This is a genomic window from Lentzea nigeriaca, assembly GCF_016907955.1.
Taxonomy (GTDB): domain Bacteria; phylum Actinomycetota; class Actinomycetes; order Mycobacteriales; family Pseudonocardiaceae; genus Lentzea; species Lentzea nigeriaca.
On sequence record NZ_JAFBCX010000005.1, the window covers coordinates 346,563 to 365,876 of the forward strand.

Sequence of the window (19,314 nt, forward strand, 5' to 3'; positions counted from 1 at the left end):
TCACGGCTCGAACCGGTACCCCATGCCCGGTTCGGTCAGCAGGTGGCGCGGCCGCGCGGGTTCCGGTTCCAGCTTCCGCCGCAGCTGCGCGAGGTAGACCCGCAGGTAGTGCGTCTCCTTCTCGTACGCGGGGCCCCAGACGTCGTGCAGCAGCTGCTTCTGACCGACGAGCTTCCCGGCGTTGCGCGCGAGGACCTCGAGCAGTCCCCACTCGGTGGGCGTGAGATGGACCTCGACGTCGTCCCTGAACACCCGCTTGGCCGCCAGGTCCACGGTGAACGAGGCGGTCCGCACGACCGGCTCGTCCTCGGGGCCTGGGACGGCAGAGCGGCGGACGGCGGCGCGCAGGCGGGCGAGGAGCTCGTCCATGCCGAACGGTTTCGTCACGTAGTCGTCGGCACCGGCGTCGAGCGCGTCGACCTTGTCGGTCGAGCCGGTGCGGGCGGAGAGCACGATGATCGGCAGGGTGGTCCAGCCGCGCAGGCCGGCGATGACGTCCGTGCCGTCCATGTCCGGCAGACCCAGGTCGAGGACCACGACGTCGGGTTTGCCGTCGGCGGCGAGCTTCAGCGCCGTGACGCCGTCGTGGGCGGTGAGGACCTCGTAGCCGCGGGCCGCGAGGTTGATCCGCAGTGCGCGCACGATCTGCGGTTCGTCGTCGACCACCAGTACCTTCGTCACGAAGCCCTCTCATCGGCAGGAAGTGAGATCACCACGGTGAGGCCGCCACCGGGCGTGTCCTCCATGGTGATCGTGCCGTCCATCGCCTCGGTGAAGCCCTTCGCCACGCTCAGACCGAGACCAACGCCACCCGGCGTGCGGTCGCCGAGGCGCTGGAACGGGGCGAACACCTCCTGCGCCGTGCCGCTGGGCAGGCCGCGACCGTGGTCCACCACCCGCAGCTCAACCTCGGAACCGTGTGCGGAAGCCCGCAGCGCCACGGCTCCGGCGTAACGCAGCGCGTTGCCGACGACGTTCGCGATCACCCGTTCGAGGAGCCCGACGTCGGCCCGTACGGGTGGGAGCGACTCCGGGACGTCGACCTCGATGTCGCCGTTCACGCCGCTCAGCGCCCGTGCCACAGCCTCGTAGTAGCCGACCGCGCGGAACTGCGGCTCCACGGCACCGGTCGCGAGGCGGGAGGAGTCGAGCAGATTGTCGACCAGGGCGGTCAGCCGGTCAGCGGACTCCTCGACGGCCTCCAGCAGCTCGGCCGTGTCCGACTCCGACAACCGGAGCTCCGGGTCGCGCAACGAGCCCACGGAGGCCTTGATCGACGTCAGCGGCGTGCGGAGGTCGTGGCCGACGGCGCTCAGAAGCGCCGTGCGCAGTTCGGTCCGGGACGCCTGCCGCTGGGCTTCCACGGCCTGCTCGGCCATGCGTTGCTGCCTCAACGCGAGCAGCGCCTGGCCCGCTGCCGCCTCCAGGACGCGGCGGTCGGACGCCGGGAGCGAACGGCCCCGCAACGCCAGGTGCACCTCTGGGGTCACCGCTATGTCGACGTCCGCGTCGTCGGGCTCGTCGCACGGGCTCGCGCCGACGCACGCGACGCGGTCCCATGCGCCGTCGACGCGTTCCAGCAGTGCGACGGATGTCAGGCCGAAGTTCTCCTTCACCTTTTCCAGCAGCCGCGCGAGCGGATACGGGTTTGTCAGCACAGTGCGCGCGTACGACGCGAGAAGCGTTGCCTCGGTGCGTGCGCGCGCTGCTTGTGTGGCGCGACGGGCCGCATAGTCCACCACCAACGCCGTGGAGACGCCCACGACGATCATCGCGAAGAACGTGAGCACGTTCTGCTGCGCGTCGATCGTGAACGTGTAGAGGGGCTCGGTGAAGAAGAAGTTCAGCAACAACGCGCTGGTCAGCGCCGCCGTGAGCGCGGGGCCGAGTCCGCCGACGATCGCGACCACCAACGTGACCAGCAGGTACGCGATGACGTTCGTGGAGAAGTTCAGGTGGTTGCGCAGCGACGTGCCGGCGAGCGTCACCAGCGCCGGCCCCATGATCGCGAGGAACCACCCCAACGCGAGCCTGGTGGGCCTGAGTGGGCTGCGTGCGAACCGTGCGCGCCAACCACTGGGAGGCGCCGCGTGCGTCACCATGTGCACGTCGATCGCGCCGGACTCCTGCACGACCGTGGTACCGACGCCCGCGGAGAACACGCGCGCGAACCGTGAACGGCGCGATGTGCCGACCACGAGCTGAGTGGCGTTCACACCACGCGAGAACTCCAGCAGCGCCGTGGGCACGTCATCGCCGACAACGGTGTGGAAGGTCGCGCCGACGTCCTCCGCGAGCTTGCGGTACTTCGTCAGTGCGTGAGGGTCGGCTCCCGCGAGACCGTCGCCCCTGAGCACGTGCACGACCAGAAGGTCGCCCCCCGCGCGCGTGGCGATGCGACGCGCGCGCCGGATGAGCGTCTCGCTCTCAGGGCCGCCGGTGATGGCCACGACGACGCGTTCGCGCGCCTCCCACGTGTCCGTGATCTGCTGTTCGGCCCGATAGCGCATCAACGCGACATCGACCTGGTCGGCGACCCAGAGCAGCGCGAGCTCGCGGAGAGCGGTGAGGTTGCCGACGCGGAAGTAGTTGCCGAGAGCAGCGTCGATCTTGTACGCCGCGTAGACGTCACCGTGTGCGAGCCGCCGCCGCAGCGCTTCCGGCGTGAGGTCGACGAGCTGCATCTGGTCGGCTTTGCGGACGACCTCGTCGGGCACGGTTTCCTGCTGCGTGACGCCCGTAATGCGGTGCACGACGTCGTTCAGGGATTCCAGGTGCTGCACGTTGACGGTCGAGAGCACGTCAATCCCGGCGTCGAGGAGTTCCTCGACGTCCTGCCACCTTTTTGCATTACGGGATCCGGGCGCGTTCGTGTGCGCGAGTTCGTCGACGACGGCGACCTCGGGCGCGCGGGCCAGGACGGCGTCGACGTCCATCTCGGTGAGTTCGACGCCGCGGTGCGCGAAGTGCCTGCGCGGCACGATTTCCAGGCCCTCGACCAGTTCGGCGGTCTTGGCCCGGCCGTGGGTCTCCACAAATCCGATGACCACATCTGTGCCGCGTTCCCGCCGGCGATGCGCCTCACCGAGCATGGAGAACGTCTTGCCGACACCGGGTGCGGCCCCGAGGTAGATCCGGAGCTCGCCACGCCTGGGTTTCGCACTCACCGGACCAGTCTGCCCCTGGCCCCGCATGGACTGTTCGGGGGTACGCGCTGCGCCACCCGCGACACACGTGCTCCTTCCCACACCTTTGACCGGAGATCTGTCTCGTTGAATCATGCTTCAGCACGGCGCCCGTTCGAGTGAGCCTCCCTACGCTTTTTACGCCGTTTACCAGGACATTTAAGTGTGTCGGACGCGCGCCGTGACACCCCGCGTCACCACAACGGCCGAATGGGTTATCGGCAGTTGGCGGATAGCGCGCGGAGCGTGAATGAGGGAAAGTTCCAGGGTTCGTGTCCGAATTCGGACAATCACATGCGCGCGGAGAAACGATGCCCACCACCGTCACCAACCACGAGGCACTTCAACTCGTGGTGGCCGTGCACCGGCTGGTGCGTAGTCTTCGACAGGCCGCTCCGGCCCGTCGTTTGCAACCCACCCAGTTATTGGTGCTGTCAGAACTGAGCGCCCACGGCCCGATGCGGATCGGCGAGATCGCGGTGCGCGCGCTGTGTTCGCAGCCGACCGCGACAACGGTCGTGACCAGCCTCGAGTCCACCGGCCTCGTCCGCAGAGAACCCGACGCCGCCGACGGCAGAGCGACGATAGTCGTGCTCACCGAAGTCGGTCGCGAGACGATCGCGTCGCTGGCTCACGGCGAGGCCGAACTATTGAGTGAAAGAATGTCCGAACTTTCGCCGGAAGACAGAGACCTCCTGCGTTCGGCCATGCCGGTATTGCGCCACCTGGCGGAACCGCAGGAAAACAAGTAGGAGCGGGACCCCCGACAGGTCCCGCTCCTCGCATTACTTGCTGGGTGACACGGAAGTGGGTGCCACCGAGCTGGAAGGTGCGCTTCCAGAACTCGACGGCGGCGTATCCGGCGTTGATGACGGAGCGGACACGCTCGGTGCCACGGTGTAACAGGTTCCGTTTTCATAGTCGATCTTCGGTCGCGGATACCTGTTAGCCGGAATCATCGGTTCCGGGTCACTTCCCCTGCAGCCGTAGTACTGCCGGGACGCGTTGATGGGATTGCCGTCCTGGTCGTACAACAGCACGTTGGTGAGCCACTTGCCGTTCTCGTCTTGGACGTAGATGTTCTCGTAGGTCTCCACGGACGGCACCGGGTACGACTGCCGCGACGTGTTGTACGCGAGGTTGTTCGCCGCCACGTCGACCACCTGGAACAGCAACCCGACCGCCAGCGCGGACGCCGGCAGGCTGAACCACAGCCACCGCCGGTCGACCTTGGCGCGAGGCCCCGCGAACACCGAGATCACGGCGATCGCGGCGATGAACAGGAACCCGGGGATGTCACGGCCGGCGAGCAACACGGCCCCGAGCCCGAGCAAGCCGGCCCGCGCCAGCCACCACGCTGGCTGCAGCGACTTCAGGTAGGTGATCGCCCGCTCCGCCGGCGTGCCCTCCTCCGGCGTCAGCCACTGCTGGATCCGGCGCGTCTCCGGCAGGTCCATGATCTCGGCCTGTGCCGGCCCGCGGTCGTGCACCAGGACGAGGCTGAGCACCAGGATCACCGCCGGCAGCAGGAGGAGGAACACCGGCTCCCGCAACGTCGACGCCGCCACGAGCAACGTGATCCCCGTGGCGATGGCGAGCCCCCACGCCGCCACCCGAGGCCTGGTCAGCCGGCCCGACTTGGTGGTGACCGGCAACCGCTCCGTCCGCGGCGGATATCCGGCAGCCTGGCGCAACTCCTGCGCGTACTGCTCAGGCGACCCGAGCCGCTGCTCGATCGTCTCGTTCTCACCCAACTCCGTCGACAACTCGGCGACGTGAGCCTCGACGTCCTCCATGATCTCGGCGACCTCGTGGGGCGGCAGGTCGTCGAGGGCCGCACGCATCCCGGCCAGGTAATGCTCGACACCGAGTGCTTGCGTGTTCATGCTGCGACCTCCTCGAGCAGGCCGTTCAACGTGCTGGCGAACGACCTCCACGTCTCCCTCGACTCAGCCAGGCGCGCCCGCCCGGTCTCGTTGATGCTGTAGTACTTGCGGTGCGGCCCCTCTTCACTCGGCACCACGTACGAGGTCAGCATCCCCGCGTTGTAGAGCCGTCGCAGCGTGCCGTACACCGACGCGTCCCCCACGTCGTTCAATCCCCCGGCGCGCAGTCTGCGCACCACGTCGTACCCGTATCCGTCGTCCTTGCGCAGCACCGCAAGCACAGCCAGATCCAGCACCCCTTTGAGCAGTTGACTTGTGTCCATGACCCCTCCGGCCCGCTCTTGCGCGGTGAACACTACTACGCATCGCGCAGTACTGTCTAATACGTTAGCGCTACCGTGTCGCCGCATGGGCGGCGTCTTCATCAACTACCGGCGACATCCGGCACGCGACGCCTTCGCCGCGACCCTGCACGACCGGCTCGCATCGCGTTTCACCAGCGGGAACGTGTTCCTCGACGTCACGTCGATCAAGCCGGGAGAGCGCTATCCCAACCGGCTGCGCCGCCATCTGGACCGGGCCGACGTCGTGATCGCGATCGTGCACCCCGAGTGGGTGCGGGACCTGCGCTCGGGCCTCGACTGGGTGCGGTGGGAGATCGAGCACGCGTTCGCCGAGGGCAAGACGATCATTCCGCTGCTGCTGGACGGCGCCAGGATGCCCACCGCGCAGGAGCTGCCTCGCTCGATCCGGGAGTTCGCGCATCTCCAGGCTGTCGACGACGATCTGGACGTGCTGCCCGACCGGATCGGCGATCCGCTGCAGAGGTCCACCGCCGTCCGGCAGACACCGCGCCGACCGTGGACGGGTGCGCTCGCGATCATCGTGGCGGCGGTGGCCTTCGCCGCGTCGGCGTTGCTCGTGCCGGACGACATCGCGGTCTACGCCGCGGGCTTCGGCACGGTGGTGCTGATCGCCGTGATGATCTCCGTCGGTGTGGTGTCGCTGGCCCGCAAGCCGATCAACGCGAGCGAACGGCTGGTGCACGACTTCGACCCCACCCGGTACTACCTGTGGGTGGGGATCCCTGCCGGGACCTTCCTGGTCGCGCTGACCGTGGCCGTGGTGTTCAGCTCGCCGGTAGCGCCGGAGCTGCGCCCGTTCCTGATCTTCGTCGCCGGCTTCGCCATCCTCTACCTGGTCTTTCTCGTGATCCGCCAGTACCGCGCCGAGCTGGACCGCGAGCGGGACTGGCCGGCGAGGCTGCCGGAGCCGGTGCGGGCCGCGCCGGTGCGCCGGGAGCTCGAGCGCCTGCGCCGCAAGCTCGCCACCGGGGACGAGCAGCGGATCAGGTGGCACGTCCGGCACCTGGAGAACGCCGCCGACGTGCTCTCCAGGGACGCGAACCGCGGGCGGTGGACGTGGCTGGTCAGCGACCAGCCGGTGGCGCTGACGCTCTACGCGGGATGGGCGGCGGCGATCGCGGGGATGACGTCGGCGATCGCGCTGGTGATCATCGCGGGTATCGCGGCGATCACCGCGGAAGCGGCTTTTCGCAGGCAGCGATGGGTACGGCAGAGCCTGGCCGACGAGGTGCACGCCCAGGCCCAGCGCATCCTGGACAGGCTGTGATCAGGTCCGCGGGCGCGGCTGGCAGCGCGGGCAGGAGAAGGAGGACCGGTTCATGAACGGCTCGCGGACGATCGCCGTCCCGCACCGCTTGCACGGCTCGTTCTCCTGGCCGTAGGCGTTCAGCGACCTGTCGAAGTAGCCGGACTGGCCGTTGATGTTGACGTACAGCGCGTCGAACGAGGTGCCACCCTGACCGAGCGCCTCACGCATCACGTCTGTGGCGTGATCCAGCAGCTCAGCGGCCTTCGCCTTCGTCAGCTTGTCCGTCATCCGGGTGCCGTGCAGCTTGGCCCGCCACAGCGCCTCGTCGGCGTAGATGTTGCCGATGCCGGAGACCAGCGTCTGGTCCAGCAGGGCGCGTTTGATCTCCGTGTGACGCAGGCGCAACGCGCGTACAGCAGCATCACGGGAGAACAGGGGGTCCATGGGGTCACGCGCGATATGCGCGACGGAGTCGGGGACCAGGGTGCCGTCGACCTCGACCAGCTCGGCCAGCGCGAGGCCGCCGAAGGTTCTCTGGTCGACAAAGCGCAGCTCCGGGCCGTCATCGGCAAACCGGAACCGTACGCGAAGGTGTTTCTCGTCCGGGGCCGAGGACGGCTGGACGAGCATTTGGCCGCTCATGCCCAGATGGGCCAGCATGGCGGCTTTGTCGGCCAGTTCCACCCAGAGGTACTTGCCGCGGCGCCTGGCGGCGGCCATGGGCTGGCCTGCCAGGCGCGCGCAGAAGTCCGCGGAGCCCAGATCGTGTCGCCGGATGGCTCTCGGGTGGAGGACCTCCACCGAGGAGATGACCCGGCCGGCGACGTGAGCTTCAAGGCCGAGGCGAACTACCTCGACCTCTGGGAGTTCGGGCACTTCAGGCTTCGGACTTGCCCTCGTCGACGGGCTGCGCTTCGATCACGGCCGCCTGCGGCTTGGTGGGCTTGAGCACCCACACACCGGCACGGCTCGTGTCCCTGACCAGCACAAGTCCCTGGATTCCTCCGCTGCGGGAGGTGTTCACCGGGCCGCGAGCGGAGCGGCTGCGGCGGTTCGTGCGGTACCTGGTCGCATACATTGCGTTTCTCAGTCTTCCTCGGATGGGAGGGTCCCTGGCGTCACCGAGGCGCCGTTCTGTCCGTTTGCGGATGCGGCCGACTCCTGCTCGGCCTTGACCCGCTCCGACAGAACATGATAAGCCGCCTCGGCGGCTTTCTGCTCGGCTTCCTTCTTGGTGCGCCCATCACCCTTGCCGTAGGGCTGGCCACCGACGAGCACCGTGGCGGTGAACTCCTTGCGGTGATCCGGCCCCTGGTCGTCCACGCGGTACTCCGGGACGCCGAGACTGGCTTGGGCGGTGAGCTCCTGCAGGCTTGTCTTCCAGTCCAGTCCAGCACCCAGAAGGGGAGCTTTGGCCAAGAGTGGATCGAACAGCCGGTGAACGAACGTTCGTGCGGTATCGATACCGAACTGCAGGTACACCGCACCGATGACGGCCTCGAGGCCGTCGGCGAGGATGCTCGCCTTGTCCCTGCCGCCGGTCAGCTCTTCGCCGCGGCCGAGCAGCAGGTGTGCACCAAGCCCGCCTTCGCCCAGGTCACGCGCCACGCCCGCCAGTGCGTGCATGTTCACCACGCTGGCGCGCAACTTCGCGAGCTGACCCTCTGGAAGATCGGGATGGGTGCGGTAGAGGTGGTCGGTGACGACCAACCCGAGCACGGCGTCTCCCAGGAACTCGAGACGCTCGTTCGGCGGCAGACCGCCGTTCTCGTACGCGTACGACCGGTGGGTGAGTGCAAGCCCGAGCAGCTCGGCGTCCAACTGGACGCCGAGCGCTTCGGACAATGTCGCGCGGTCAGCTTGCGGAGCGCGCGGCGGCTTTCCCCCCACTACGAAACCGAGGAGATCAGGCCGGCTGAGCGACCTGGCGGCCAGCGTACTGACCACAGGCCGGGCAGGCGACGTGCTGCGGCTTCGGCTGGCGGCAAGCCTTGTTGGAGCACGCCACCAGGTGCACGGCAGACGTCTTCCACTGGGAACGGCGCGCACGGGTGTTGGCGCGCGACATCTTCCGCTTCGGGACGGCCACGACTACTTCTCCTCGTTGTTGTCATCGCTGAACCGCTCTTGCAACGCGGCCCACCGAGGGTCAATCGTCTCATGCCCGTGGTCGGGCCCGAGCTCCGCCCACCTACCGCCGCACTCGGAGCAAAGCCCCTTGCAGTCCGGCTCGCAGAGCGGCACCTGCGGCAGCGCGAGGACGATGGCGTCCCGCACCACAGGCTCGAGGTCGATCAGATCGTTGGAGATCCGGCTGACCTCGTCTTCATCAGTGGTCTCGTCCGTGGTGCTGTCCGGCCACGCGTACAGCTCCGTGATCCGGACCTCGACCTCGTCGGTGAGCGGCTCGAGACACCTCGAACACTCCCCTTCGACCTTGGCGAACGCCGTCCCCGACACGAGCACGCCCTCCACGACCGACTCGGTCAGGAGGTCGAGCTCCACCTCTCCGCCATCTGGCACCGCGATCACGCCGAGCAGCCCCACGCCTGCCGCGGGAACCGACCGGACGAAGGGTCGGCTCGACCCGGCGCGACGGCCGAGGTCCCTGGTGTCGATGACCCAGGGCCCTGATGCTGTGGGACGCGTGGACGCGTGACGATGCTCAGTCATGATCAGATTGGTTGCCGACGGGGACCTACCACGTCCAGCCGGTCCAGGGTACGGGACGACGGGCTCACGCGTGAAATCGGCAGGTGATCGCACCTGTCAGACGTAGCGCGAATCACACTTCCAGCCGCCCTCTCCGCTGTTCGAGGGCCACGCGGGGACCCTGCGTCCTCTCCTGGAGTACGAAAGCTCCCCGCGTACTGCTCGCAAACACGAAAGGGTGACGGCTAGGCGCCGTAGTCGAACGGTGCGGCGGCACCCGCGACGGCCGGCCCACGCAGGTGCGAACGGCCCTTCCCGACCGACCGCAGCGTGTGTGCGAGGAGGTCCTCGAAGTCCGCGAGCTTGCCGTCCACGTACGCGTCGCACTCCGACCGCAGCCGGATGGCCTCGCTCTGCGCGGCGTCGAGGATGCGCGCCGACTCGGCGTGCGCGGCCCGGACGACCTCCTGCTCGTTGACGAGCCTGGCCTGCTCGGCACGGCCGTCCTCGGTGGCGCGCTCGTAGTTGGCGCGACCGGCCTGGATCATCCGCTCCGCCTCGCCGTGCGCGCGGCCGACCAGGTCGTCGTACTCCTGACGACCGGCGGCGACGGTGCGTTCCGCCTGGTCCTCTGCCTCGGCGATCATCCGCTCGGCGCGGGCGCGGGCGTCGGACAGCATCGCCTCCGCCTCGGCCTGGGCCTCCGCGAGGATCCGGTCGGCGTCCGCACGGGCCTTCGACACGCCGGCCTCAGCCTCGTGCTTGGCCTTGCCGACCAGCTCTTCCTTGTGGTCCAGCACGTCCTGCGCGTCGTCGAGCTCCGCGGGGATCGCGTCGCGCACGTCGTCGAGCAGTTCGAGCACATCACCGCGCGGCACCACGCAACCCGAGGTCATCGGAACTCCGCGCGCTTCCTCGACGATCGTGACGAGCTCGTCGAGTGCCTCGAACACCCGGTACACGTCTCACTCCCTAACCCCTGTGGCTCCCACCCACAAGTGTGCCCTGCCGATCTCCCCGAAAGAGGGAGATCGGCAGGGCGTGTCAGGATTTGGCGTGACCTTCACGATCAGGCGGGCCACCGCCGCCGATGTCGACCCGATCGTGGCAATGCTCGCCGACGATCCCCTTGGCGCCCAGCGCGAGAAGCCGGGCGATCCCGGCTACCTGAAGGCGTTCGAGGTGATCGACGCCGACCCGCACCAGTTCCTCGCCGTGGCCGAGTCCGACGGCGAGGTCGTGGGCACCCTGCAGCTCACGTTCACCTCTGGCCTGTCCCGCCTGGGCATGGCCCGCGCGACCGTCGAGGCCGTACGGGTGCGCTCCGACCAGCGCGGCAACGGCCTCGGCGAACGCCTGCTGCGCTGGGCGATCGACGAGGCACGCGCACGCGGTTGCGGCCTGGTCCAGCTGACGACGGACGCGTCACGCGTGGACGCGCACCGCTTCTACGAGCGACTGGGCTTCACCGCGTCGCACGTGGGGATGAAGCTTCCGCTCTAACGGTTCTCGTCGAGGCGCTGCTGGAGACGCTGCTCGATGCTCTTCGGCAGCAGCGACGACACGTCTCCCCCGTACGTCGCAACCTCCTTGACCAGCGAGGACGCCACGAACGAGTAGGCGGGCGTGGTCGGCATGAACAGCGTGTCGACCCCGGTGAGCTGGTGGTTCATCTGCGCCATCTTCAGCTCGTAGTCGTAGTCGCTGACCGCACGCAGACCCTTGACGATGGCCTTGATGTCGTTCTCGCGGCAGTAGTCGACCAACAGGCCGTGCCAGGAGTCCACCCGGACGTTCGGCCACTGCGCCGTGACCTCGCGCAGCATCTCGATCCGCTCTTCGGTGGAGAACAGCGTGCGCTTGGTCTTGTTGTTGAGCACGGCGACTACGACCTCATCGAAGAGCTGCGCTGCTCTCCCGATGATGTCCAGGTGACCGTTGGTTACCGGGTCGTAGGAGCCGGGCGTCACGGCACGCGTCATGAGGCGGACGTTAGCACCCGATCGGATGCCTCCAGGCGTGTCCGTGGTTCTCATCACCCATCAGAACGCACCTGCCCCCAGTACACCGCCGTGTCGCCATATCGCTTGGCACGCAAGGGTTCTACTTGATCAGGCCAGGCTGGTTCGCTGCTTCGCGAAGCACGCTCCACGATGAGCACCGCATCCTCCGCGAGCCGATGCGCGAGCCCGTGCAGCACCTTCTTCAACTCGTCGTCGGTCACCGCGTACGGCGGATCGGCGAACACGACGTCGAACTTCTCACCTTCACCCGTGACGTACGCCTCGGCCGTGCGGTTGGCGACGACCGTGTTGCCGAACCCGAGCTCCTTGGCGTTGGCCTTGAGCACCTCGGCGGCCCGCCGATCCGACTCCACGAACGTCGCGTGCCCGGCTCCTCGGCTCAACGCCTCGAACCCGAGCGCGCCGGACCCCGCGTAGAGGTCCAGCACCTTCACGCCGTCGAGGTCCATCATCGACTCGAGCGCGCTGAAGAGCGCTTCCCTGACCCGCTCGGACGTGGGCCTCGTCCCCTTCGGCGGCACCTTGAGCCTGCGGCCTCCCGCGGTCCCGGCAACAATTCGCGTCACCCGCTCATCGTCCCAGGTGCATCCTGCGCACATGACCCGGTGCTCGTGACGTGCCCGTCGTTGCGGAGCACAGGCCGTGGTGACACCTCAGGCCGCCTGGTCTGAGCGGCCTGAGGTCACGTGCGCCCGCCACGAGCGCGCTACCGCCCCAGGTGCGCCCCACCGTTGACGGCCAGCACCTGCCCGGTGATGTGCCCCGCGTGCTCCGACGCCAGGAACGCCACCAGCGCCGCCACGTCCTGCGGCGTCCCGGCCCGCCCGTTCTTGGTCTGCCCGATCAACATGTTCAACCGCTGCTCGGTCATCGAGTCGCCGAAGAACTCCGTGTCGACGATCAGCCCGGGCGAGACGACGTTGGCGGTGATCCCACGCGCCCCCAGCTCACCGGCCAGGTCCGCCGTCCACGCCTCGATCGCGGCCTTCGCGGCTCCGTAACTGCCACCGCCCCGCCGTCCCGCGATGGACCCGATGTTGATCACACGCCCGTTGTCCGCGAACCTCGGCGAGAGCGCCTCTGTGACGAGGACCGCACTGATGACGTTGGCTTCGTAGTTGGCGAGCCACCTCGACTTCGTGTCGGCGTGGCTGATGTTGCCGCCCGCGTTGTTGACCAGAACGTCCACTTCGGACGGAAGGTCCTCCAGCGCCTTCGCCACCGCGGCCGGGTCCGTCGCATCAAAGGCGACGTGCTTGACCCCCGGCACCTCGGCCAGCACGTCCGCACGACGACCGGTGATCGTGACGTCCAGCCCTTGCCCGACAAGCTCGAGAGCGATGGCCCGACCGATACCGGTGCCACCACCCGTGACAACAGCAGTGCGCATTGCTTCCCCAGCAGTACTCATCCCCCAAACCTACGCAACCGGGGGATGACCCGCGCGCCATTACGCGAGTGCCTGCCACCACCCGTCAACCTCTGCGGGCGAATCCACATCAACCCGCTCCCCAGGTCGAGGCACCGCCAACTTCAGCCCCCGCCCCTTGGCCTCCCGCCAAACCCGATCCACAGGCTCAGTCCAAGCATGCAGCGCAAGGTTGAACGTCGCCCAGTGCACCGGAATCAACAGCCCACCCCCGAGATCCTCGAACGCCTGCACCCCTTCCTCAGGCGTCATGTGGATATCAGGCCAAGCATCCCCATACGCACCAACCTGCATGAGCACAACATCAAACGGCCCATGCTCGGCCCCGATCGCCTTGTACCCGGCGAAGTACCCTGTGTCTCCGCTGTAGAAGACGGCCCGTTCGCCACGCTTGATGGCCCACGAAGCCCACAACGTGACGTTCCGCTGCACCGACCGCCCAGAAAAGTGCTGCGCCGCAGTACAGGTGAGCGTGAACCCGTCGACGGAGAACGACTCGTCCCAGTCCAACTCCACAACCCGATCAGCAGGAACATCCCACCGGGCAAGGTGAGCCCCCAGCCCCAACGGCACCACGAACACCGCAGAGGTCGACCGCGTCAGTTCCTGCACAGTCTCCATGTCGAGATGGTCGTAGTGATCATGCGAGATCACCACAGCACTCAAGGCAGGCAAATCCGTCAACGCATGCGGAACCGGATGCAACCTACGAGGCCCGACGTGCGCGGAAGGCGAGACCCGGTCACTCCACACGGGATCCAGCAACACAGCGGCACCGTCGATCTCGATCAACGCGGAAGCATGCCCGTACCAGGTGACGTGCAGCCCGGACGACACCGGCGCAGCAGGCCCCACCAGCGGCACCTCGGCAGACGGCTTCCGATCCGCCCCGCCGAAGATGAAGTCGCGCACGGAGAAGGAGTCGCGGTCAGGAACGGTGCTGACCACCTTGTCGTTGTGGAACTTCCCGTCGCGGTACCGCGGCGAGCGCGCCATCCGAGCAGGATCCGGCTTGCCACCCAGCTGCCGAGGCACATCCCGCAACGCCCACGCCACGCCCGCCAGTCCGAGCAGACCGGCCAACGCCTTCTTCATGATCGAACCCCTCTTCCCTGACCCGTGCTCGGTGCAACGCAGGAAATGGTCGCCGAGTTCCACCCCGCTCGCAGAACGGTGAAGGGAACCTTCATCCACCTCACGTGGACGAAGGTTCCCTTCACCGCAAAACAGCGCGAACCTGGGCTACTCCAGAACGATCAACAGGTCGCCGCCCTCCACCTGCTGGGCGCCGCGCAACGCCAGGCGCTGCACGCGACCGGCCTTGGGGGCGGTGATCGCGGCCTCCATCTTCATCGCCTCGATCGTCGCGACCGTCTGGCCGGCCTCCACCGAATCGCCCTCGGCCACCGCCGCCGTCACCACGCCCGCGAACGGGGCCGCGACGTGGTTCGGGTTACTCCTGTCGGCCTTCTCCGCGGCCGGGATGTCGGCCGCCACGGAGCGGTCGCGGACCTGGATCGGGCGCAGCTGGCCGTTCAGGGTCGCCATGACCGTGCGGATACCGCGCGCGTCGGCCTCGGAGATCGCCTCCAGGCCGATCAGAAGCCGGACACCCGGCTCCAGGTCGACGGAGTACTCCTCGCCGGGGCGCAGGCCGTAGAAGAAGTCCTTGGAGCGCAACACCGACGTGTCGCCGTAGGCGTCCCGGTGAGCCTGGAACTCCTTCGTGGGCGCGGGGAACAGCAACCGGTTCAAGGTCGCGCGGCGGTCGTCGACGAGACCCGCCTCGTCCTCCGGGGAGAGCTCCTCGACCGGCTTCGGGGCCGGGCGGCCCGCCAGGGCCTTCGAGCGGAACGGCTCCGGCCAGCCGCCGGGCGGGTCGCCCAGCTCGCCGTGCAGGAAGCCGATCACCGACGCCGGGATGTCGAACTTGCCGGGGTCCTTCTCGAACTCGGCAGGCTCCACGCCGGCGCCGACGAGGTGCAGCGCGAGGTCGCCGACGACCTTGGACGACGGCGTCACCTTCACGAGGTGGCCGAGCATCCGGTCGGCGGCCGCGTACATGGACTCGATCTCCTCGAACTTCTCGCCGAGACCGAGAGCCACCGCCTGGGTGCGCAGGTTGGAGAGCTGTCCGCCGGGGATCTCGTGGTGGTACACGCGGCCGGTCGGGCCGGGGATGCCGGACTCGAACGGCGCGTAGATCTTGCGCACGGCCTCCCAGTACGGCTCGAGGTCGCACACGTTCTGCAGGTTCAGGCCCGTCGCGTGCTCGGTGTGGTCGGTCAGCGCCACGATCGACGACAGCGGCGGCTGCGACGTCGTGCCCGCCATCGACGCGGTGGCGCCGTCGATCGCGTCCACGCCCGCCTGGATCGCGGCGAGGTACGTGGCCAGCTGGCCGCCGGCCGTGTCGTGCGTGTGGAGGTGGACCGGGAGGTCGAACTCCTTGCGCAGAGCCGAGATCAGGCGTGCGGCGGCAGGTGCCCTCAAGAGCCCGGCCATGTCCTTGACCGCAAGCACGTGGGCGCCGGCGCCCACGATCTGCTCGGCCAGCTTGAGGTAGTAGTCCAGTGTGTACAGACGTTCGTCCGGGTTGGACAGATCGCTCGTGTAGCAGAGCGCGACCTCGGCCACGGCGGTTCCGGTCTCGCGCACGGCCTCGATCGCCGGGCGCATCTGCTCGACGTCGTTCAGCGCGTCGAAGATCCGGAAGATGTCGATGCCGGTGTCCGTCGCCTCCTGCACGAACGCCTTGGTGACGGCCTCCGGGTACGGCGTGTAGCCGACCGTGTTCCGTCCGCGCAGCAGCATCTGCAGGTTGATGTTCGGCACGGCCTCGCGCAGCGCGGCGAGGCGCTCCCACGGGTCTTCCGCGAGGAACCGCAGCGCCACGTCGTAGGTCGCGCCGCCCCAGCACTCCAGGGACAGCAGCTCGGGCGTCATGCGCGCGACGTGCGGCGCGACGGCGAGCATGTCCTTGGTGCGTACTCGAGTCGCGAGCAGCGACTGGTGCGCGTCGCGGAACGTCGTGTCCGTGACACCGACGGCCTTGCTCTCGCGCAGCCACCGCGCGAAGCCCTCAGGGCCGAGCTCGACGAGCTTCTGCTTCGACCCGGCGGGCGGCTCGGCGTTGAGGTCGACGATCGGCAGCTTCTCGCGCGGGTCGACCGCGGTCGGGCGGGTGCCGTTCGGGTGGTTGACCGTGACGTCCGCGAGGTAGGTCAGCAGGCGCGTGCCGCGGTCCGCCGAGTGGCGCGCTGTCAGCAGGTGCGGGCGCTTCTCGATGAACGACGTGGTGACGCGGCCCTCGTAGAAGTCCGGGTCGTCCAGCACAGCCTGGATGAACGGGATGTTCGTGGACACACCGCGGATGCGGAACTCCGCGATCGCACGGCGCGCACGGGCGACGGCGAGGCCGAAGTTGCGGCCGCGGCACGTGAGCTTCACGAGCATCGAGTCGAAGTGCGGGCTGATGGCCATACCCGCGCCCGCCGTGCCGCCGTCGAGGCGGATGCCGGAGCCACCGGGAGAGCGGTAGGCGCTGATCGTGCCGGTGTCCGGGCGGAAGCCGTTGGCCGGGTCTTCCGTCGTGATCCGGCACTGCAGAGCGGCACCGCGCAGCTGGACGGTGTCCTGGGACAGGCCGAGGTCGTCGAGCGTCTCGCCGGACGCGATGCGCATCTGCGACTGCACGAGGTCGACGTCGGTCACCTCCTCGGTGACCGTGTGCTCGACCTGGATGCGCGGGTTCATCTCGATGAAGACGTAGTTGCCCTGCGGGTCGAGCAGGAACTCGACGGTGCCGGCGTTGCGGTAGCCGATGTGGCGGGCGAACTTCACCGCGTCGTTGCAGATGCGCTCGCGCAGCTCGGGATCGAGGTTCGGCGCGGGCGCGATCTCGATGACCTTCTGGTGGCGCCGCTGCACCGAGCAGTCGCGCTCGAAGAGGTGGATCACGTTGCCCTGGCCGTCGGCGAGGATCTGCACCTCGATGTGGCGCGGCTCGACCACGGCCTGCTCGAGGAACACCGTCGGGTCGCCGAACGCCGACTCCGCCTCGCGGGACGCCGCTTCGAGGGCTTCGCGCAACGCGGCCGGGTCGTCGACCTTGCGCATGCCACGGCCGCCACCACCGGCGACCGCCTTGACGAAGACCGGGAAGCGCATCGACTTCGACGCTTCGAGCAGCTCGTCGATGTTCGACGACGGCGGGCTCGACTCCAGCACCGGCAGCCCCGCCTCGCGGGCGGCGGCGATGGCGCGCGCCTTGTTGCCGGTCAGCTCCAGCACCTCGGCTACGGGGCCGATGAACGTGAGACCCGCCTCGCGGCACGCCATCGCCAGCTCGGGGTTCTCGGAGAGGAAGCCGTAGCCGGGGTAGATGGCGTCGGCGCCCGCCTTGCGGGCGGCCTTGATGATCTCGTCGACGGAGAGGTACGCGCGGACGGGGTGTCCTGGCTCTCCGATCTCGTACGACTCGTCCGCCTTCAACCGGTGCAGGGAGTTGCGGTCTTCGTGAGGGAAAACGGCGACCGTTCCCGCGCCCAGTTCGTAGGCGGCCCGGAACGCGCGAATCGCGATCTCGCCGCGGTTGGCGACAAGAACCTTGCGGAACATCCGTAGCCCTCCCGGAGTTACTCGACGGTCAGTTCGGGCACGTTACCGTGCGACTCTTGCCTGTTGGGAGGACTGTCTCACGTGATGGGTGTCATCGTGATCGGTCTTGTTCGTGAGGATTCTCGCGGTTTGAGAGCTAGCTTGATACCCACCACCCGGTCAGACTCCGGCCGGTAGTGGGTTTAACCAGATCGAGTGACGATCTTGGGAACTATCTCGGTAGGGTGAGCCATATGGCCGGGGCTGATGGAGCCGGGCAGCCTACTGCCCGCACACCGCATTTCGACGTTGTCCTTCGTGGTTACAACCAGCGACAGGTGAACGAACGAGTCACTCGCCTGGAGTTCGACCTCAAGAACTCGAACCGCGCCCGCGACGCGGCGGCAGCGCAGGTCGGCGAGCTCACCAAACTGTTGAACTCGATGCGCGCGGACCTCGACAAGACCAAGACGCAGCTCCAGAACCTGGCCAACAGCCCCGTGAGCGCCTCGAACGTCACCGAGCGTGTCCGCGTGATGATGAGCCTCGCCGAGGAAGAGATCGCGGACATCCGCAAGGACGCCCTCGACAAGGCCGCCGCAACGCGTGCCGAGGCCGAGAAGCAGGCCGCGGAGCAGCGCGAGCAGCACAACCGCCTGCTCGCCGAGACCGAGGCCCGCCGCAAGCAGCTGGAGGTCGCCCACCAGCAGCGCACGACCGAGCTGGAGAAGCAGTTCGCCGAGCGCAAGGCCGAGCTGGAGGCCGAACACGAGGCATTGCGCGCGAAGCTCACCGCCGAGCACGAGGCCCTGGTCGCCGAGGTGCGCGCGGAAGGCGAGCGCGTCGCTGCCGAGTTCGAGCAGAAGTCGGCCGACCTGGACGCCCACCGCGTGGAGCTCGACCGGAAGTACAAGGCGTACCACGACGATCTCGACAAGGAGTACGACGGCCTCAAGGCGACGCTGACCGCCGAGCACCAGAAGGTGCTGGCCGACGCGAAGGCCGAGGCCGAGCGGATCGCCGCCGAGTCCGAGGCGCAGCGCGTCGACGCGCTGCAGAAGCTCGACGAGGCGCTCAAGGCCAAGCAGGCCGAGGCCGAGAAGGCGCTCGCCGACCTGGAGGCCGAGTCGCTCGCGAAGGCGGCCGCCACGGTCAGCGCGGCGGAGGAGAAGGCAGCGACCGTGCGGCGCGAGGCCGACGAGAAGGCGCAGTCGACCGTCGCCGAGGCCACGCAGAAGGCCGAGACGGTCGTGCGCGAGGCCGACGAGAAGGCCACGACGCTGGTCCGTGACGCGGAAGCCAAGACGTCCACGCTGGTCCGCGAGGCCGAGGAGAGGTCCGCGGCCGCAGTGGCCGAGGCCGACCAGCGCGCCGCCGCGGCAGCCGAGAAGGAGGCGTCGCTGCGTTCGGCGCACGACAACCTCGCCAAGCAGTTCCACGCCGCGCAGGCAGCGGTGGAGGCGGCGATGTCGGTGCTGAAGCCGCTGGAGGACGGGTCCAACGGCTCGGACGGCTCCGACGGGACGGATGATTCCGACGGGGAGAAGACCCAGCAGCTGCCCAGGCCGCGCTAGTGGTTCGGGAACGGCGGTAGGTCGCCCGTGGCCCAGCTGGTGTAGCACTTGCCGTTCGACGCGTAGTCGCTCGCGAACCCGATGAGCGACTTCCCGTCGAGCGACGCGACATCGGCGGGGTGGAAGTTCGGGCAGAGGTCGTCCCGCGCACTCGGCACCGCCACCGGCGCGGGGACCTCGTACCAGCCGTCCCTGCCGCCGTTCTCCGAGACGAGGACGGTCCTGCCATTGCCGGGACCGATCTTGCCGTCCGCGGTGCGCCGGACGACGCGGGGCCAGCGGCGCCTGGCCGGGCGACACAGAGCAGGCTGCGCGAGACCGAACAGCGCAACGGCTGGCCGAGGCAGAGCC

Annotated in this window: 20 protein-coding genes; 4 read left to right on the plus strand and 16 right to left on the minus strand. The window is 68.4% G+C overall.

Annotated elements, in window-relative coordinates; all coding sequences use genetic code 11:
- Both JOD27_RS19730 and JOD27_RS19735 read right to left on the minus strand, forming a co-directional pair.
- On the minus strand, positions 1-681 hold the full coding sequence (locus JOD27_RS19730) for a response regulator (RefSeq protein ID WP_204763693.1): 681 nt from the start codon (positions 679-681) through the stop codon (positions 1-3).
- The gene (locus JOD27_RS19735) at positions 678-3,194 is read right to left on the minus strand and encodes a DUF4118 domain-containing protein (RefSeq protein WP_204763694.1); all 2,517 of its coding nucleotides are present in this window, start codon (positions 3,192-3,194) and stop codon (positions 678-680) included. Before JOD27_RS19735 ends, JOD27_RS19730 begins: the two co-directional genes overlap by 4 nt.
- A gap of 302 nt (positions 3,195-3,496) precedes the next feature.
- Here JOD27_RS19735 and JOD27_RS19740 point away from each other — a divergent pair, with 302 nt between their 5' ends.
- Positions 3,497-3,937 carry a MarR family winged helix-turn-helix transcriptional regulator gene (locus JOD27_RS19740; protein WP_204763695.1) on the plus strand — a complete coding sequence of 147 codons (441 nt, stop codon included), beginning with the start codon at positions 3,497-3,499 and terminating at the stop codon, positions 3,935-3,937.
- A 33-nt stretch (positions 3,938-3,970) separates the two neighbouring features.
- On the opposite strand, the gene JOD27_RS19745 is transcribed toward JOD27_RS19740, so the two are convergent.
- Together JOD27_RS19745 and JOD27_RS19750 are read right to left on the minus strand one after the other, a co-directional pair.
- On the minus strand, positions 3,971-5,071 hold the full coding sequence (locus tag JOD27_RS19745; protein WP_204763696.1) for a DUF1700 domain-containing protein: 1,101 nt from the start codon (positions 5,069-5,071) through the stop codon (positions 3,971-3,973).
- Positions 5,068-5,394 carry a PadR family transcriptional regulator gene (locus JOD27_RS19750; protein WP_204763697.1) on the minus strand — a complete coding sequence of 109 codons (327 nt, stop codon included), beginning with the start codon at positions 5,392-5,394 and terminating at the stop codon, positions 5,068-5,070. Before JOD27_RS19750 ends, JOD27_RS19745 begins: the two co-directional genes overlap by 4 nt.
- A gap of 85 nt (positions 5,395-5,479) precedes the next feature.
- Here JOD27_RS19750 and JOD27_RS19755 point away from each other — a divergent pair, with 85 nt between their 5' ends.
- On the plus strand, positions 5,480-6,703 hold the full coding sequence (locus JOD27_RS19755) for a toll/interleukin-1 receptor domain-containing protein (protein WP_204763698.1): 1,224 nt from the start codon (positions 5,480-5,482) through the stop codon (positions 6,701-6,703).
- Here the strand turns inward: JOD27_RS19755 and mutM are convergent, their stop codons facing one another.
- From mutM to JOD27_RS19785, 6 genes are all read right to left on the minus strand, one after another.
- Complete coding sequence (gene mutM, locus JOD27_RS19760) at positions 6,704-7,561, minus strand: bifunctional DNA-formamidopyrimidine glycosylase/DNA-(apurinic or apyrimidinic site) lyase (RefSeq protein ID WP_204763699.1); 858 nt, start codon at positions 7,559-7,561, stop codon at positions 6,704-6,706.
- 1 nt (position 7,562) lies between these two features.
- Positions 7,563-7,763: a hypothetical protein gene (locus tag JOD27_RS19765; protein WP_204763700.1), complete on the minus strand. Its 201-nt coding sequence runs from the start codon at positions 7,761-7,763 to the stop codon at positions 7,563-7,565.
- Positions 7,764-7,771: 8 nt separating this feature from the next.
- A complete protein-coding gene (rnc, locus tag JOD27_RS19770) occupies positions 7,772-8,575 on the minus strand; it encodes a ribonuclease III (RefSeq protein WP_204763701.1) in 804 nt (267 codons plus the stop codon).
- A 16-nt stretch (positions 8,576-8,591) separates the two neighbouring features.
- Positions 8,592-8,774 carry a 50S ribosomal protein L32 gene (rpmF, locus tag JOD27_RS19775; RefSeq protein WP_189256656.1) on the minus strand — a complete coding sequence of 61 codons (183 nt, stop codon included), beginning with the start codon at positions 8,772-8,774 and terminating at the stop codon, positions 8,592-8,594.
- A gap of 2 nt (positions 8,775-8,776) precedes the next feature.
- Entirely contained in the window at positions 8,777-9,358 is a 582-nt protein-coding gene (locus tag JOD27_RS19780; protein ID WP_204763702.1) for a YceD family protein, read from the minus strand.
- A gap of 224 nt (positions 9,359-9,582) precedes the next feature.
- Entirely contained in the window at positions 9,583-10,299 is a 717-nt protein-coding gene (locus JOD27_RS19785; RefSeq protein WP_204763703.1) for a DivIVA domain-containing protein, read from the minus strand.
- 148 nt (positions 10,300-10,447) lie between these two features.
- On the opposite strand from JOD27_RS19785, the gene JOD27_RS19790 reads away from it, so the two are divergent.
- Positions 10,448-10,840, plus strand: a complete 393-nt coding sequence (locus JOD27_RS19790) for a GNAT family N-acetyltransferase (protein ID WP_204764014.1) — start codon at positions 10,448-10,450, stop codon at positions 10,838-10,840.
- On the opposite strand, the gene coaD is transcribed toward JOD27_RS19790, so the two are convergent.
- The 5 genes from coaD to JOD27_RS19815 all read right to left on the minus strand — a co-directional run bounded on the left by coaD (position 10,837) and on the right by JOD27_RS19815 (position 17,410).
- Positions 10,837-11,319: a pantetheine-phosphate adenylyltransferase gene (gene coaD / locus JOD27_RS19795; protein WP_204763704.1), complete on the minus strand. Its 483-nt coding sequence runs from the start codon at positions 11,317-11,319 to the stop codon at positions 10,837-10,839. The two genes, JOD27_RS19790 and coaD, sit on opposite strands and share 4 nt — an antisense overlap.
- Before the next feature lie 53 nt (positions 11,320-11,372).
- Complete coding sequence (gene rsmD / locus JOD27_RS19800; RefSeq protein WP_204763705.1) at positions 11,373-11,927, minus strand: 16S rRNA (guanine(966)-N(2))-methyltransferase RsmD; 555 nt, start codon at positions 11,925-11,927, stop codon at positions 11,373-11,375.
- 140 nt (positions 11,928-12,067) lie between these two features.
- Complete coding sequence (locus JOD27_RS19805) at positions 12,068-12,751, minus strand: SDR family NAD(P)-dependent oxidoreductase (protein WP_239567685.1); 684 nt, start codon at positions 12,749-12,751, stop codon at positions 12,068-12,070.
- A gap of 60 nt (positions 12,752-12,811) precedes the next feature.
- The gene (locus JOD27_RS19810) at positions 12,812-13,885 is read right to left on the minus strand and encodes an MBL fold metallo-hydrolase (RefSeq protein WP_204763707.1); all 1,074 of its coding nucleotides are present in this window, start codon (positions 13,883-13,885) and stop codon (positions 12,812-12,814) included.
- Positions 13,886-14,032: 147 nt separating this feature from the next.
- Positions 14,033-17,410 carry a pyruvate carboxylase gene (locus JOD27_RS19815; protein WP_204763708.1) on the minus strand — a complete coding sequence of 1,126 codons (3,378 nt, stop codon included), beginning with the start codon at positions 17,408-17,410 and terminating at the stop codon, positions 14,033-14,035.
- Positions 17,411-17,727: 317 nt separating this feature from the next.
- Here JOD27_RS19815 and JOD27_RS19820 point away from each other — a divergent pair, with 317 nt between their 5' ends.
- On the plus strand, positions 17,728-18,963 hold the full coding sequence (locus JOD27_RS19820) for a coiled-coil domain-containing protein (protein WP_204763709.1): 1,236 nt from the start codon (positions 17,728-17,730) through the stop codon (positions 18,961-18,963).
- Here JOD27_RS19820 and JOD27_RS19825 read toward each other — a convergent pair.
- Positions 18,960-19,127 carry a hypothetical protein gene (locus tag JOD27_RS19825; protein WP_204763710.1) on the minus strand — a complete coding sequence of 56 codons (168 nt, stop codon included), beginning with the start codon at positions 19,125-19,127 and terminating at the stop codon, positions 18,960-18,962. The two genes, JOD27_RS19820 and JOD27_RS19825, sit on opposite strands and share 4 nt — an antisense overlap.
- Positions 19,128-19,314: the final 187 nt, after the last annotated feature.